This is a genomic window from uncultured Gemella sp. (genome assembly GCF_963525165.1).
Taxonomy (GTDB): domain Bacteria; phylum Bacillota; class Bacilli; order Staphylococcales; family Gemellaceae; genus Gemella.
The window spans coordinates 1-16,847 of sequence record NZ_CAURJN010000017.1 but is presented as its reverse complement, the minus strand read 5'-3'; the positions used below and the strand labels follow the sequence as shown (position 1 = coordinate 16,847).

Annotated in this window: 12 protein-coding genes; 3 read left to right on the top strand and 9 right to left on the bottom strand. The window is 31.2% G+C overall.

What is annotated here, in order from left to right; translation table 11 throughout:
* Nucleotides 1–96: 96 nt before the first annotated feature.
* The 3 genes from RWQ74_RS04760 to RWQ74_RS04750 all read right to left on the bottom strand — a co-directional run bounded on the left by RWQ74_RS04760 (nucleotide 97) and on the right by RWQ74_RS04750 (nucleotide 5,283).
* A complete protein-coding gene (locus RWQ74_RS04760) occupies nucleotides 97–2,910 on the bottom strand; it encodes a DEAD/DEAH box helicase (protein WP_314397146.1) in 2,814 nt (937 codons plus the stop codon).
* 20 nt (nucleotides 2,911–2,930) lie between these two features.
* Complete coding sequence (gene folP / locus RWQ74_RS04755) at nucleotides 2,931–3,734, bottom strand: dihydropteroate synthase (RefSeq protein WP_314397145.1); 804 nt, start codon at nucleotides 3,732–3,734, stop codon at nucleotides 2,931–2,933.
* 142 nt (nucleotides 3,735–3,876) lie between these two features.
* On the bottom strand, nucleotides 3,877–5,283 hold the full coding sequence (locus tag RWQ74_RS04750; RefSeq protein WP_399540738.1) for an MATE family efflux transporter: 1,407 nt from the start codon (nucleotides 5,281–5,283) through the stop codon (nucleotides 3,877–3,879).
* Between the two features lie 976 nt (nucleotides 5,284–6,259).
* Between RWQ74_RS04750 and RWQ74_RS04745 the strand changes: the two genes are divergently transcribed.
* Nucleotides 6,260–7,693 (top strand): folylpolyglutamate synthase/dihydrofolate synthase family protein, encoded by a 1,434-nt coding sequence (locus RWQ74_RS04745; protein ID WP_314397143.1) that lies wholly within the window; start codon nucleotides 6,260–6,262, stop codon nucleotides 7,691–7,693.
* Between the two features lie 41 nt (nucleotides 7,694–7,734).
* Here RWQ74_RS04745 and RWQ74_RS04740 read toward each other — a convergent pair whose 3' ends face one another.
* Together RWQ74_RS04740 and RWQ74_RS04735 are read right to left on the bottom strand one after the other, a co-directional pair.
* Entirely contained in the window at nucleotides 7,735–8,493 is a 759-nt protein-coding gene (locus RWQ74_RS04740) for a Cof-type HAD-IIB family hydrolase (RefSeq protein WP_314160766.1), read from the bottom strand.
* Nucleotides 8,494–8,497: 4 nt separating this feature from the next.
* Nucleotides 8,498–10,204, bottom strand: a complete 1,707-nt coding sequence (locus tag RWQ74_RS04735) for a PTS transporter subunit EIIC (protein ID WP_314397142.1) — start codon at nucleotides 10,202–10,204, stop codon at nucleotides 8,498–8,500.
* Between the two features lie 237 nt (nucleotides 10,205–10,441).
* Here RWQ74_RS04735 and RWQ74_RS04730 point away from each other — a divergent pair, with 237 nt between their 5' ends.
* Complete coding sequence (locus RWQ74_RS04730; RefSeq protein ID WP_314397141.1) at nucleotides 10,442–11,212, top strand: MurR/RpiR family transcriptional regulator; 771 nt, start codon at nucleotides 10,442–10,444, stop codon at nucleotides 11,210–11,212.
* 269 nt (nucleotides 11,213–11,481) lie between these two features.
* Here RWQ74_RS04730 and RWQ74_RS04725 read toward each other — a convergent pair whose 3' ends face one another.
* The 3 genes from RWQ74_RS04725 to RWQ74_RS04715 are packed head-to-tail and all read right to left on the bottom strand — an operon-like array spanning nucleotide 11,482 to nucleotide 15,562.
* Nucleotides 11,482–14,097 (bottom strand): hypothetical protein, encoded by a 2,616-nt coding sequence (locus tag RWQ74_RS04725; protein WP_314397140.1) that lies wholly within the window; start codon nucleotides 14,095–14,097, stop codon nucleotides 11,482–11,484.
* Nucleotides 14,098–14,120: 23 nt separating this feature from the next.
* A complete protein-coding gene (gene ytpR, locus RWQ74_RS04720) occupies nucleotides 14,121–14,726 on the bottom strand; it encodes a YtpR family tRNA-binding protein (RefSeq protein ID WP_314397139.1) in 606 nt (201 codons plus the stop codon).
* 35 nt (nucleotides 14,727–14,761) lie between these two features.
* Complete coding sequence (locus RWQ74_RS04715) at nucleotides 14,762–15,562, bottom strand: DUF1444 family protein (RefSeq protein WP_314397138.1); 801 nt, start codon at nucleotides 15,560–15,562, stop codon at nucleotides 14,762–14,764.
* Nucleotides 15,563–15,740: 178 nt separating this feature from the next.
* On the opposite strand from RWQ74_RS04715, the gene RWQ74_RS04710 reads away from it, so the two are divergent.
* A complete protein-coding gene (locus RWQ74_RS04710) occupies nucleotides 15,741–16,001 on the top strand; it encodes a transporter (protein WP_314397137.1) in 261 nt (86 codons plus the stop codon).
* A gap of 292 nt (nucleotides 16,002–16,293) precedes the next feature.
* Here RWQ74_RS04710 and RWQ74_RS04705 read toward each other — a convergent pair.
* The coding region (locus RWQ74_RS04705; RefSeq protein ID WP_399540737.1) for a hypothetical protein at nucleotides 16,294–16,847 on the bottom strand (554 nt) is incomplete at its 5' end.

The following is a 16,847-nucleotide window of genomic DNA, read 5'->3' as shown; positions in this document are numbered from 1 at the left end:
TTCGGAAATGATTCGACAAAATCGTGATTTCAGAGAATCAAGATTTTGTCAAGTTAACCCCAACCTTTTTAGTTACTCTCTATTTATATATATTTCTTATATCCTATCCCTCGTGAAATATTCGTACATATCTTCACGAATTGGTGTCTGTATTTTGTAAAAGAACTGAATTACAGTATCTCCGCTTCTTTCTCTAGCTACTAATTTAGGCTCTCCTATTGTCTTCATCTCACCAAGGAAATAAAATATTCGTGCCCCATCTTTATCATCTTTATTTTTCCTCATAAATAGATAGATTTTTGTTTCATTATTATAGAAATAGTCGCACTCTTTCGATTCTAAATTCCTTCTCGGCTTCGACATCGAAGTAAAACCATTATCTGGTAAAAATCCATGTGTATAATCTCGGTTAAATGAATTTTCATCAATATCGTAGTTAATAAACACTGGTAAAGTCTTCGTTCTTTCATCGTATTTATAACCACCTATAGCGAGTGGCACATAGTTAATTCCCCATGAGAATAATTTACAAATATCTTCAAAACTATATTTCTCATACAATACAAAATTAGTATCTTTATATAAATTATCTCTATAATATTTATTGTATCTGTAGATTCCATAGTCTACCAAATCTTGTAATAATTCCCTAAAAATCTCTGATTGTAGCTGTTCTTCAAATTCTTTAGATACTTTTATCTCTGATGCATTCTCATCTAAAAATATACAATCATGAAACTTCTTCTTAGTGACACTACTAGTTACGAAATTATTAGTAAGTATCTTTCTACTAACATCCAACTCATAATCTGCAATAAACTTATTGTAGTCTTTCAACATAATTTCTTCAAAAGCTGTAAGAATATTACGCTTCTTATCATCTAATAACAAACGTAAAATTATAAGTTCTTCTATCTTTTTACTCAAGATTAGATTAGTAGAGACGAAATTTAGCATATTCTCTGCTGTCTTCGTCAGTTTCCCACTATATTTAAACTGTTTTTCCTTCTTAGATAAGAATGAATAATAACTTCCAGCTACTTCGAAAATTTTTCTAACATCAATAGCATCATAGTTTTCAAAATCTGAATAAGTAGGTATCTTACCAAGTTTATTTTTCAGTTTATTATACTCATCAGTAACAAATAGCCACGTATTTAACTTCACATTATCTATCGCACTATAAATTCTCTGTTTAGAGATTTCATCAAAATGAATAGTCGACATCCCTGGAATATACCTAGTCCCTTGAGATAAAAATTTCCTTACAGTATCTTTATCATAACTATTGTCTCCAGATAGAGCCACTGGTATTAAAAAGTTATTCTTGTAATTGGCGATAAAATCTATTATTACGACAAACTCCTTATCCGCAGATTTTCGCAAACCTCGACCCAACTGCTGAATAAAGATAATAGAACTTTGTGTAGGTCTTAACATAATTACCTGATTAACCTCTGGTATATCTACACCTTCATTGAAAATATCTACAGTAAATATATAATCTAGCATATCGCCATCATTCGCAACTAACTTAGCAATCTCCTGTTCACGGCACTCCTGACTATCTTCACCTGTTAAGCTAGTAGTATTATAACCACGTATGTTAAATTCTTCACTCAGTACCTTAGCTTCTTGTTTCGATGAACAGAAAACTAGACCCTTTACCCTATCTCCTGAATAGCCATAATAATTGATTTTACTTATAATATGCTCAACACGTTCATTAGACACTAGATTTGAAAACTCGCTCAGTTCGTCAATAACCTTACCATCAACTTCTAGATCACTAATCCCAAAATAATGAAATGGACATAATAATGAATTTTCCATCGCTTCTTTTAAGCGAACTTCATAAACGATATTATTGTTAAATAATTCATAAATATTAAAACTATCGGTTCTATCAGGACTTGCCGTCATCCCTAGATAAAATGTCGGTTTGAAATAATCCATCAATCTAAGATAACTGTCAGCCCCTGCCCTATGTACCTCATCTACTATAATTTCATCAAAATGAGTCTCGTTAAAATTCTTAAATACATCTTCCTTAGACATAGTTTGAACTGTAGAAAAAATGAAATCCGCTTCTATATTTTTCTCTTTACCTGTAAGTAAACCATAGCTGCGACTAGTTCCAAAAATAGTCTTGAACGTCTCCAACGCCTGACGAGCAATTTGTTCTCTATGGACTATAAACAACAATCTCTTGGCACCTATACTCTTCATGGCAAAAGCAGCCGCAAATGTCTTACCAGTTCCTGTCGCAGAAATAAGAAGACCCCTGTTATCTTGATTACGAAGTTTTTCGAAATTTTCTATAAAACTCCTTTGCATCTTATTCGGTTTTATTTCCTCGGAAATAATTTTCTTAGTAACAGTCTCAATCTGATTACTAGCGAATTCTTCAATATACTTATCTTTTATTTCAGAGTAAGACTTAGATTTATCCCATAAACTATTAAACTCATCTAAGACATTATCAGCTAGAATCCTATCTCCTTCAATAAAGGTATTCCATTCTTTATTTATTGTCAGTGCCGCACTCGTTAAGTTCGAACTTCCCATCAGAACTTTCCATGAATCACCATATCTAAATAAATAACCTTTAGTGTGGAAGCCGTGTTTATTTTCTACACAATCATAAACCTTTAGAGATATATTTTTAAAATTAGACAATTTCTCTAACACTTTAGGAGTATTAAAATATAAATAATTCGTCGTTAAAATCTTTCCTCGTATATTCTTTTCTTCTAAATTCTTCAAAGTCTGAAGTAAACTAGTCAAACCACTTTCTGAAATAAATGCCACGCTGAAAATAAATTCATCGCACATTTCTAATTCACTCTCAAGCGTACTAAGAACTTTCTTCGCTTCTAAATGATTATTATAAACAAATGTATTCTTCATTTTAACCTCCTTCTGTTAGATTAGCCATTAATTATTTCATAAGTTATTAGGGCTTCTTTCATAACTTTTACATTATGAACACGTACCATTCTAGCTCCTCGTTTCACCGCTTCTAATGATAAAGTCGCACTTACTATGTCTCTATCTTTCGGATTACTATTACCACCAAGTACATAATCTGTCGTTCTCTTTCTACTTACTGCATATAATATTTCACAACCTAGCGAATTAAGTAACTCTAATTTTCGCGTGATTTCCAAGTTAGCCTCTGCAGTTTTACCGAATCCCATTCCAGGATCGACAATTATATTTTCTTTTTTCACACCTGCTTTTAAGCAAATGTCCACACTCTCACCTAGTTCACGCACAACTTGTTCAATCTCATGTCCTTCTTCTACACCACCATTGTGCATAATAAAGATCGGAATATCATGTTTAGCAGCGACATCAGCCATAGTACTTCCTTTAGCACCATTCACATCATTTAGTACATCTACTCCTGCTTCAATCATGTATTCAGCTACATTAGGCTTATACGTATCAACGCTAAAGCACACATCAGGGAATGTCTTTCTTAATGTTGGAAATACGCTTTGTAATCTAGCAAGTTCGTCTTCCTCGCTAACTACAGTCGAACCTGGACGAGTCGATTCAGCACCGATATCAATAATATCCGCACCTTCAGATACCATCTTACGAACACCTTCTATCGCAGCTTCCACATCATAAAAATCTCCACCATCCGAAAAAGAATCCGGAGTAAAGTTCAATATCCCCATAATTAAATATTTTTTTTTATTTAATAATTGTTTTAATTTATTCATTCTGTCACCTTATCATTTTATTTTGCATACCTTACTATTATATCATGTGAATATGAGGTTTGCAGTAAAAAAGAAGCAACCCTAAAATTATGATTTTAGAATTACTTCTCTATTTTGTTAATTGGGTTCTGCTCCCAACTTTCTACTCACTCTTTTTCTTCAACGAACGAATAACTGGTTCTTTTCTAAATGCATAATATAGCTGAGCAGCCATTATAACCCATAGAATAGGCTCTACAAATATTACTCCTAAATATCCTGCACTTGGAATAATAAATATTACAAATAATATTTTTCCTAGCATTTCTATAATACTTGAAACAAGCGGCATCATCTTTTGACCTAAACCTTGCAAGGCATTTCTTAGTATTACTAATATACTTAATGCCGGGTAAAATGCAGAACTTATTTTCAAATATAATGAAGCTTGATAGATTAATTCTTCATCATTGCTTCCAGTTATAAGTTCGTTTAGATATGGACTAGCAAAGAATAATACAATACTAATGAAAATTGACCAAGTAATCGTAATAATCATTGTTTGTCGAAGACCTTCAACAATACGTCTATATTGTCTCGCACCAAAATTCTGGGATGTAAAGGTCGTTATAGTCGCATTCATGGCTATTATCGGCAGCAATGCAAGTACCATTATTCTTCTAGCACTCGTCTGAGCACTGATAATCGTTGAACCTAAGGCATTAATCGATGTTTGTAAAATCACTGTTCCTATAGAAACTACAGAAAACATAAGCCCCATAGAAATTCCCTGTCCCAATAGTTCAGCATAAAGTTTTTTATTCCATGTAAAATGTTTTTTTGTTGGAATTAGAAATGGTGTTTTTCTACGAATATAGTTAAAACATAATACTGCAGAAATACCTTGTGAGATAATTGTTGCTATCCCAGCCGAACGCACACCCATGTGTAGGTATGCTATAAAATATATATCTAATACAGTGTTAATAATTGCTGCAAAAATTAAAAAATATAATGCAGCTTTACTATCTCCAACTGCTCGAAGTAGTCCCGCACATAAATTATACGCTAGAGTAACACCTACAAATACTACTATAAGATAACTATACTCATAAGATTGAGCAATAATATTACTTGGTGTTCCAAGCAATTCCAGCAAGGGATATAAGGTAAAATTACCTAATACCGCAATTATAACGCTCAGTACTCCTCCTATAACAAATGTAGCAGCCACAGCTCTCTTTAACTTTTCATAGTTCCCAGCACCGTAATGACGAGCAATAACTATACCCATACCATTTCCTATACCTATTGCAAAACCAACAACAAGCTCAAATATCGCAGCAGTAGCTCCAACAGCAGCAAGGGATTCTTCTCCAAGGAATCTACCGACAATCATAATATCTACCGTATTATAGAGTTGCTGAAAAATATTTGCTATCATAATCGGTATCGCAAAAGCAATCATCGCCCGTAAAATCGGACCTTCTAATAAATTTACTGATGTTTTTTTCATAAATAATATTATAGCACTTTGAAATAAAGATTCAAGAAAAAACCTGAAAACTATTCTGAAAATGGAGAAAGGCTCATCTTTCGATGAGCCATTTATATTACACTGATTCGAAACTAAGAATTTTCTCGTCCTTTCGTACTAAAAATTACTCTAGAAATGGAGAAAGGGACTGATAAAATAATCAGTCCCTTATATTATGAAAAAAAATATTATTAAGTTTTGTTATGTTTATATTATATAATCCAAACCTTATATAAACTTAAAGCTATAATTAAAATGAAACTAAAATTGAAAAAATTTGAAAATAAGCCCTAGAAATGGAGAAAAGCCCATCTTTCGATGAGCCATATATTACACTGATTCGAAACTAAGAGTTTTCTCGTCCTTTCGTACTAAAAATTACTCTAGAAATGGAGAAAGGACTGATAAAATAATCAGTCCCTTATATTATGAAAAAAAATATTATTAAGTTTTGTTATGTTTATATTATATAATCCAAACCTTATATAAACTTAAAGCTATAATTAAAATGAAACTAAAATTGAAAACATTTGAAAATAAGCCCTAGAAATGGAGAAAGGCTCATCGAAAGATGAGCCATATATTATGAAAAAAAATATTATTAAGTTTTGGTATGTTTATATTATATAATCCAAACCTTATGTAAACTTAAAACTATAATTAAAATGAAATTAAAGTTATTATTTTTCATAGTTAATTTCAGATCTACTAATCAATATAACCGAGGCTGACCCAAAAGTCCTAAAATTTAACAAAGTCCATATAAGAACTCATAGATGCAGTGGTTTATTGATATCTAAATTCGCTTTATAAAAGCTTCTAGATAGCCAATAAACTGTACGTGGATAGCTCGACAAAATATTGTTTCTTAAGAAATCGCAATTTTCGAGTCACTTCCATCTTATTTTTGGCTTTAACTTAAATCCCTTCATCCAAATTATATCCTTTACAATTCATCTTTATCATTATAAAATTAAGTGTATATTATTAGAAATGTTGGTGTTTATTTATGAATTTGAATTGTAAAATAAAATTTGAGAAATATTTAAAAGAGAATAATTTAGAAGATAAAAATAACATATTAGAACTTTTCAGTCAGTTAAGTTTAGAACAACTTGCTGAAAAACTTCTGATTTTAGATAAAGATAAAATTGTGAACTATGCAATTGAATGTACTTGCGAAGAACTTCTTATTACTTCATCATATAAAATAGAACGTACTGGGATGAAACTTGGTCTTCACAGAATGGAACATATTCTTGAACTTTTCGATCATCCTGAAAAAGATCTTAAGGTAATTCACGTTGCCGGTACTAATGGTAAGGGTTCTACTTGTTCTTATTTAAAAGATGTCTTAAAAACTAAGTATAGAGTTGGATTATACACAAGTCCTGGTATGCTGAGTTTTAACGATAGGATTCGTGTTAACGATGATTTTATTTCATATAAAGAAGCTTATCGTTTATTCAAACTAGTTCAAGAAACTTATGACCAAAATAATCCAGATCCAAGTGATAAACTATCATTCTTTGAAATTATTACAGGTGTAGCTCTATTGTACTTTAGAGAGAAAAAAACAGATTTCGTAATTATGGAAGTTGGTCTTGGTGGAAGATATGATGGAACAAATATTTTTAAAGAAAAAGTATTATCTATCATTACAAAAATTGGTCTAGATCATACCGCTATTCTTGGAGATACTCTTGAAAAAATTGCTTATGAAAAAGGTGGAATTATCCAAGAAAATGATAATGTTCTAATTTATCCTGCTGGCGAAGGTGTTGTAAATGTAATAAAAGATATCTGCCAAGATAAAAATGCTAGCTTAAGTATTTTAAATGAAAAAGATATTGTCGTAAAAAAAGTTGAAGCTAGAGGTAATGAATTTTCATATAAAGGTGTAGATTATTCTACTAAGATGGTCGGTGCTCACCAAGCTTTTAACGCATCTTTAGCTTTAGAAGCATTAGCTAATCTGAAAAAACGTGGTATTATCGATGTAGAAGATAGTGGTATAAAAGAAGCTCTAAGTAAATCAGTTTGGGTAGGACGTTTAGAATGGATTCGTGAAAATATTCTTCTAGACGGCGCCCACAACAATGATGGTATTGATAGTTTAGTGGCATACCTAGATAAGCAAAAATTCCATAAATTGAAGATTCTACTTGGTATTCTTGAAGACAAAGACTACAAAGACATGATTGAAAAATTAAAAACTATCCCCGCTGAATTCTCAGCGACAAAAGTTCCAATCGAGATTAAAGAATCAAGTCTTGATAATCTAGTTCAAAGTTTTGGTGATACTCATGTCACTAAATATGAGAATTATGAAATTGCTTTAAACAGTATTATTCCAAATCTACAAGACGATGAAATTCTTCTAATTACAGGTTCACTTTATCTTATCTCAGCGGTAAGAGGTGAAATATTAGAGAAATACTAAATACATAGTAAAAGAACCAGCATCGCTGCCGGTTCTTTTTTCTATTCATAGTTTTCTATAAAATGTTTTATCGCCGCTGCAAAATCTTCTACTACGTGTGTAGCTTGTCCTTTTACTTCTTGTGGCGCACGATTCATACAGTATGAAACATCAGCTACCTTAAACATATCCACGTCATTTCCTGAGTCTCCTAAAGCTATTACTCTATCATACCCTGAACTGATAGCTTCAATACCACTAGCTTTAGAAATATTTTTTGCTGTGATTTCCATACGTGTTGAACCAGATTTATAAATTTCTACTTCTGGAAATTTCTCTTTCATTACATCGTAATGATAATCTAATTGTTCTTTTGTTGGTCTTACGTTAATCTTATAAATTATTTTTCCTTCTAATATTTCAAAAGGATTTTCGACACAAATTAGCTCCATGTTCCATAATCTATCTTTTTTCTCATGGTCAAAATTACCAATACGCTGTTTCCCATCTAAAGCATCAAATATTAATTTGCTTTCTTTTAGATATTCGAATATTCCAGTTAAATCTTTAGTAGGAATATATTTTTCAAAAAGAACTTCATCTTGTCTTGTTACGACCGCTCCGTTAAACCCTATCATGTGTGTAACATCCATATCATTACCTTGAGCAATGTATTTGATTTCTTCAACAGAACGCCCAGTCGCAACTGAGAAATCCCCGTAATTTTTAGCATCATGATACGCTTTTAAATCTTCTTTTTCGACGAATACTGAATTTTTTACAAATGTTCCGTCTAAGTCTGTAACAAACAAATTCTTCATGAAACTATTCCTCCATACCAAGCATGTCTTGGATTTCCATTTTTAATACATTAGCATGAGATCCATAAATTGATTGCATTTGCATATCACTTTCTGCAAATCCCATAGCTCCAAGTTTCGTTGTAATACGTTCTTGGTCTACTACACTCTTATCTTTAACATTGATTCTTAAACGAGTTATACAAGCATCTACAGCTTCGATGTTATCTGGACCACCATGTGCTTTGATTAGCTCAGTAGCTTGTTTTCTAATTCCTTCTGGTGTTTTTTGTACTGTTTCCATTACTTCATCATCACCAGCAGTTGTTAAATCAGTTGTTTTTGGTTCTTCTTTACCAATTGTAGCGATTTCTACACCAAGTTTAGCACGAGCTTCGTTTTTATTAGATAATTTAACATCATCTCCGTCTTCACGACCAGGAGTTTTAAGATCAAATTTAACAATCATAAATCTGAACACGATGTAATAGATGAAGAAATAAACCACACCTACGATTGGCACTAACCACCAAGATGTTTTAGGCCCTTGAAGCACTCCGTAGATTACCCAGTTAATAAATCCGTGTCCAGTTGGAGTAGCAACTCCTGCTCCTAACATGTGCATTACGAATAATGCTGAACCTGCTAAGAATGCGTGTACTACATAAAGAATTGGTGCTACGAATAAGAATGTAAATTCAATTGGTTCTGTGATACCTGTTAAGAATGAAGTACCAGCAGCTGCGAATAGTAATGAACCTACAACTTTACGTTTTTTCTCGTCAGCTGTTTTGTACATTGCATAAGCTGCACCAGAAAGACCGAACATGAAGTAAACGAATTTACCACCGTTAAATCTTGTAATACTTGGATCTACGTGTTGTACGTTTGGATCAGCTAATGAAGCTAAGTAAGCGTTGATTGTACCAACTACACGTTGTCCACCAATTTCCCAAGCTCCACCTAGTTCTGTTGTACGAACTGGCCAGTTTAGACCGTGGTGAAGACCGAATGGTAATAATGCTCTTTCTACTAAACCATATAAGAATGTTCCAATAGGCCCTGATTTAAGGATGAAGATTGATAATACACTAATACCTTTTTGTACTGGTGGCCATACGAAGAATAATCCAGTTGCCACAGCTGACATGATTACGATAGTTGCAATAGGTACGAAACGTGGTCCACTGAAGAATCCAATAACTGTTGGTAATTGAACTTTAACAGCCCACTTATGAACGAAGTATACTACGATACCTACGATGATACCTCCGAATACACTAAGGTCCATTGTTTGAATACCAAGTACTTTTGTCTGCATGGCATTAGATAACGCTAATTTTGCTTCGTTACTTGATAACTTGCTAGTATCTACTAATTTATGACTTTGTACTAATAGGAAGTTAAGTACGTAGTGTAATACGATAAATCCTAATAAACCAGAAAGTGCAGCAGAACCTTTTTCACGTTTTGCTAACCCTACAGCTACTCCAACCGCAAAAATAATCGGTAAGTTATTAAATGCTGTATCTCCTAATACAATTAGGAATTTCATAATAAACTGAATAATGTCATTTTTTAATGCTGGGAACATTTTTAGTGTGTTTGAATTACTGAAGGCTGTCCCAATTCCTTTAATAATACCTGCACCAGGAAGCACAGATACTGGTAATAAGAACGAACGTCCGAATTGCTCAAAAGCAGAGACGAATTTATTTTTTTTCTTTGCCATTACCTTTTCTCCTTTTATAATTTTGTCTAGCCATATTATACCAAATTTGAAAACGATTTTTCCTGTTTTGCCTAAAAATTTCTTCCTTTGTAATTAATTACTAATTCAGTAAAATTTTACTATACTATGTAAACCTTTTTAAAATAGCTTTTATTTTCTAAATTTTTATGTTATGATACATAATACTGAGTAAAGAAAAGGAAATCGATTGGTAAATTTTACTCTTGGAGGTAACTTATGTTTTTTGACAATTTAAAAAATAATTATGATAAACTATCTATTTCAGAACAACAAGCTATAGATTATCTAATGAAGCAAGATAATATTGAACACACGACCCTAAAAGAAATTAACCAGGCCGTTCTTGTTTCATCTTCTACCGTAATTCGTGCTTGTAAAAAATTAGGTTATAATACTTTTATCGATTTAAAATACGATTTAAAAATAAGTAAGGAGCTAGCTAAAAATAATAAAAACTCAACACCCTCTACCTTCCTTTCTTTAAAAGAACAGCTTAGCGTTGAATTTTCTAGGACAATGTCTATACTAAATCAAGATGATTTTAATATTTTTGCAGAAAAAATTATTAATGCTCGTCGTATTTTTTGTATTGGTAGCGGTTCTAGCTATATGGTCATGAGTGATTTTAATAGAAAACTTAAGCTAATTAATCTTTGGTCAAACGATTATTTTGAACACTATTCTATTAAAAGAATCCCTGATATCTGCAAAAAAGATGATGTCCTTTTAGTATTTTCTCTAAGTGGTAATACTGATGTTATTAACGATTGTGTTCTAGAAGCTAAACAAAATGGAACTACTATTCTATCAATCACAAGTCTCGCGAACAGTCCTCTAGCTAAAATGAGTGACCATTTGATTAAAGTCTATGACGCTCCGAAAAACAGAAAAAAAATCCGTTCTCGTCTAATGCTAAGCGTAGTTGGAATTATTTTATTTGAAACTATCGTTAACACTATCAGTCCCGGAGAATATGTAATTGATTAAAAAAGGGTGCAACTCAAAAATCCTAAATTTTTAAAAAGTGCACATGATAACTCATAGACGCAGTGATTTATTGATATCTAAATTCACTTTATAAATGATTTTTAGACATCTAATAAACTTTACGAGGGAGACTCATTAGATTCTCCGAAATCGAGATTTTCAAGTCATTCCCTCATCTTATTTTATCATTTTAAATATTTTCCTATTTCTCAGATTTAACAACAAATTACAAAAAGGAGGTGACTTATCTCACCTCCTTTTCTTATGTTTTAATTAGTCTTTTTACTTTTAACCTTATTTTTAGGAACCCGTTTAGCAGAACCTATGTTCCAAACAGTTTCCTCTTGTGAAGCTATTTCTTTATATATATTTGCATTATTTTTCACTGCACTATCTATTTCTTTAGTTTCCACTGTTTTTTTTTCTACTACTTGTGATTCAACTTTTTTTATTTCAGGTGTAGATTTTTTTATTGGTTCATTGATAGAAAGCCCAGTAGTTGATATACCTACTTGTTTTTTTGAACTTTCTGTCGTATTGCGTGATACTGAACCATAAACAGATGAATATACTGGTGACGGCTTGAATTTTCCTACACTACGCAGTTTCGGTGTAATAGTATTTGAACTCATCATTTGTCCAGTTACTGATCTAGTAGACGTTGATAATCCTGTTGAAGAATATTTTTCAAAAATAGCATCAAGTATTTTTTGATTATTTTCTATTTTCTCTTTACTTACAGGTCTATAACCGTAATCAACTGTTTTGTATTCACCTAGTTTAGAACCATTTCCTTTATCGAAGTATTCAGAAACATCATTAGTATATAATTTTTCTGTATATTCAATTCCACGCTCTTCCTTTTCTTTACTTGCTTCTTCATAAGAGTTAATATCCTCTAATCTCTTCTGAGCAACTTCCTTAGGAACAACTTTTTCATCAGTGAACTTGTCTACATCATTAGTTACTTTAATAGATTTAGTATTAGGTGATACTTCTCTTAGTAAGCTATCGATGTTTACTGAATCAACTGACTCTTCAAGGTAATTTTGTTCTTCAAGTTCTTCGATTTCCTCTTCATCTAAGTGGTAATCGCTATAACCTGATAATTTATCTTTCTTAACCTCTTTGAATTCTTCATACTTCTCTACTTCGATATCTTTTATCTTAGCCACTTCTTGAACTAAATCTACATAAGACTCTTCTTTTTTATCTTTTCTTAAATCTTCTAGATTTTCATTCAATTCTTCAATTTCAGGTAGAGTCTCTTCTTTTTTCGGAGAAATATCTATATTCTCAGTTTCTATTAGTTCATCTAAAGCTGTTTTTTCTTGAATACTTTCAGCCTTTTTACCTTCGTATAAACCTTTTCTGAAGTTTTCTACATCCTCTGTAACCTCTTGACTTTCCTCAAATCTGTCGCCCACAAGTTTTTTACTAACTCTATCGATATCATCTTCAAATAAATCTTCAGCACCTTCTAGAACATCATGCACAGAAGTATATTTAAGTTTCTCACGACGACTTCCTTCTGCATCAAGTTCTCTAACTTCAAGTTCAGGAATTTCTTTTTCATGAACTTTACTTTCTTTATCGCGAATTTCATCGAAAATACCGTCTAATTTTTCATTTTTCTTAGTATATAACGGATTATCTTTTTCTATTTTATCACTTCTTCTCTCAAGAGCATTAAAATTTTCTTCGAATTCTTGTCTTGCTTCTTTATTCTTAGTGACTCTTTCTCCTTGTACTGAAACTTCCTCTTTAACTTGTTCTTTAAATTTGCTTGCTACTTCTTCTTTCAACTCACTGCTATCTTTACCTAGTACTACACTATCTCCTAGAGCATCAATTTTGTGATCTTGTTTTAATCTCTTAGTTCTTACAGCTGCAAGCGTTGGATGAGTCCTTCTAGATGGATTTTCATCAAAGATGTCAACATCACGTATTTCAGAACCTGTTACTCCAAGTTTTTTCAATGCATCGCCTAAATCCGTTACTTTACCCTTTGAAACCACCTCTTCTTTTTCTTCATATTCTGTAATATCAATTTCTTCAAACTTAGGTGTTACTTTCTGTTCTGTTTCTTCTACAAACTCAATTTCAAGTTCATCCTCAGATTCTTCTATTTTTTCTACTTTTGATTGAGCTTTTTTCTTATCAAGATTTTTATTTTCTTCAAAGTCTTCTTCAAAATCATCTAACACGGCATCTAATTCTTCTTGATCAATTTCATCATCACTTACATTAAACAATTTATCTTTTAGTCTTGAGAAGAATCCTACTTTTTTCTCGTTTCCTTCTTCATTATCATCTTCATAGTCTTTTTCTGCTACTCTAGATTTTTGTCTTTGTTCACGTTTCTGACGCTCTAGATATGTTTTATAATCCTCAGCTTCATCATCTTCGTCTTCTTCATCTAGATATTCATCATCTAAGAACCCTTCATCTTCTTTTTTATTAGAACTGAATAATCCTTTAAGTTTAGAAATAAAGCCCTTTTCTTTTTTAGATTTTTTCTCTTGCTTGAAATCTTCTTCGTAATCATCTTCATAATCTTCAAAGTCATCATAGTTATCTACTTCGAAATCATCAAGATTAACTTCTTCATAATCTTCAATCTTTTTAGATTCTTTCTCGTCACGTTTTCTAGTACTACGTTGTGAACTAAATTCATCCTCATCAAATGATTTTTTAGTTTTATTAGAACTAAAATCTATTTCAAAATCCTCATCTTCATCAAGATAAACTCTTTCTTTTCTTCTGTTTTCAGCTCTTTTTTCCCTACGTTCAGCTAAATCGTCTTTTTTCTCTTTTTTAGCTATGCTTTCTTCGTATATCTCATCTTCGTTTTCTTCTAAAAACCATTTTTTCCAATTTACCATATTTCACACCTCCTAATTAGATTTTATTTAAGATTCAAATCTTTCACACGAGTTCCTACTTTAGTATTTTCATCTAATACTAAAATACCTCTTGCTTCTTCTTGTGGCAATCCTAGCTCGCGTTTTGAACATAGCATACCATTTGATTCAACTCCACGTAATTTTGATTTTTTAATTAATAGACCACTTGGCATCATTGCTCCACTTAGAGCTACTACTACCTTTTGTCCTGCCTCTACATTTGGAGCACCACATACAATTTGTAGTGTTTCTTCTTCATTAACTTTTACTTCTGTTACTTTTAATTTGTCTGCGTCTGGGTGTTTTTCACAACTTAAAACTTCTCCAACTACGAAGAATTCATCATTATTACCTTCTAAATCAATTTTAATTCCATTTTTTTCTAATCGTTTTTGAAGGATTTCTTTTTGCTCTTCTGTTAAGTTGATACTACCTTCTCCATCTAATTTTAAGTTCTCAACATTAAAAATATTTAATCCTACTAAAGCACCATTTTCATCTTTAATTAGTGTAATATTCTTCTTGTCTTCATATGTTACCTCTTCTTTACTTTGAATAGTAATTAATAATGTTTCTCCTAACATCTTCTTATTGTAAAAAAATAACATGAATCTCTCTCCTATAATAAATTTTAATTTTAAAGTTATTCTACAAAAATAAAATAACTCTCTAGTTCTTTTCCATCGTATTTAAACGTTATTGTTGTTATCGGTACTAGACCTTCTGTGAAAAAATGCACCATCATCTTCTGCAAAATTTCTAGTCCTTGCTTATTCTGTACATCTGCAATTATCAATGTATCTTGATGAGGTAAACCTACATAGAATGAATCACCTATTTTGTCATAAAAGTAATTCAAGACATTTTTATCGATTATTCTCGCCCCATCGTAACCGTCTTTTGCATTTAGGAAATAGAATTTATTTCCTGCAACTTCATCCACATTATACTTAAGTGGTAGTTTTTCTAAATTATCTTTAGCATATCCTAAAAATTCTTCTTCAGTCTTAGAAAATCTACTTAAAAAACTACCATCTAATAATTTATAACCATCTTTAAAATCATAAGCTAAATATATTCTAGTTTCATTTGTATGATCAAAGTTAACAAGATTTTTCTCGTTATCTTTGTTAAAACTACTAGCTCTAACCACTGGATAAATATTTTCCAATAATTCATCCTCAGTTATATCATCTATAGAAAGTTTTTTTTGTGCATTGAAGTTTCCTACTATGTAGTAAACAAATTCTTCTATCTTCTTGTCACTTTCGCTAGTTTTTTTATCTCCTAGTTTCCTTACAAAACTATCTATATCAATCTTAGCACGGTGATTTTCATATTCTAAAATAAAAACACTGCTTTCTTTTTCTCGCCTCTCATGAATTTTTAAAGTAGGTAGTTTTTCTATTATTTTTTCAAATATATAATCTCTCGAATAAGACATACTGCCTCCTATTTTGTGTATAATATGGCAACTTAATTATACCATATTTATTCGCATTCAATCAACACTATTAAGCAATATATACAAATATTATTCACTTTTTTACACTACATATATTTTATTGCAGCTTTTCTTTTATTTTGTTATAATTTTATATATATACTTCGGAGGAATTTTTATGGATATAGAAACAAAAAGAGCCGAATTACAAACAAAATACAATAACTGGATTAAAAAAAATACACGAAGATTAGTAGTTGCTTTTATAGCTTATATAGTAATTATCCTTATAAATTTTTTACTATTAAAAAACTCTAAGATCACTCTTTTTTCTAGCTTTTTATTTTTCACATATACAGTTTATGTATTATCATTAATTTGGTTTATAAAAAATAAATTAATCGCAAATATCGACTCTGTCGATTTCGATGTAAAATAAAAGTACTTAAAATTAATCGTATAAGATTATTTAAGTACTTTTGTTATTTTCTGTAAGCTATCATATATTCTTTATCATTATAAGGTTAAAGTCAAATCATTACGGAAAATAAATTCCAAAAAATCAAATTACGATGAAAAATTAAAAAAAGTTTTTTCGTCGGCAAAAATTTAGTAACAAATTTTAAGGATATGTCAAGAGAAGAAGTGAAACGGCTCTTGACATATTCTTTTAATTTGTTAAAAACACAAAAGCCGACAAAAATAGTTTTTTTAGAGGCTTCGCGAAGCGACTAAACTGCGAAATTTGTGTTAAGATTCACTTTATAAGTATCGCCTTTATACCTATCATCTAAGATAGAGAAATCTAGATTTGTAAAATTATTGATAGTTTGGTTACTGTTCATAAGTTTTATAAATACTTGTTTATCATCGAAACTATTCAGATATAATGCACGTAAAGCTAGTCTTTTCGCCAATATAGTCTTATTAAATCCTTTAGGTCGAGATGTAAATACATTAGCCAATGAATGTGAAATACATCCCTCCATAGAACAACTAGCGTTAGCCTTTAATAATCGTTGTAAAGCAGCCCAATTATTTAAAATATATTTACTTTTTTCCTCAATGATTTCTTCTCTATCTGGGAATTTTTCAGAAAAATCCTTAATCCATTGTTTAAATGCTGCACGATTATCAGATTCAATAAACTCCTTAGCTTTTTCATATTCATCCATATTAGAGTATGTAGTAATACGCTGTAAAGCTTGCATAGCATGGAATTTATCAAGTGCATAATGAGTTTTAGTAGTATCGAATATATCACGAGTAGCCTTAATCCAATTAG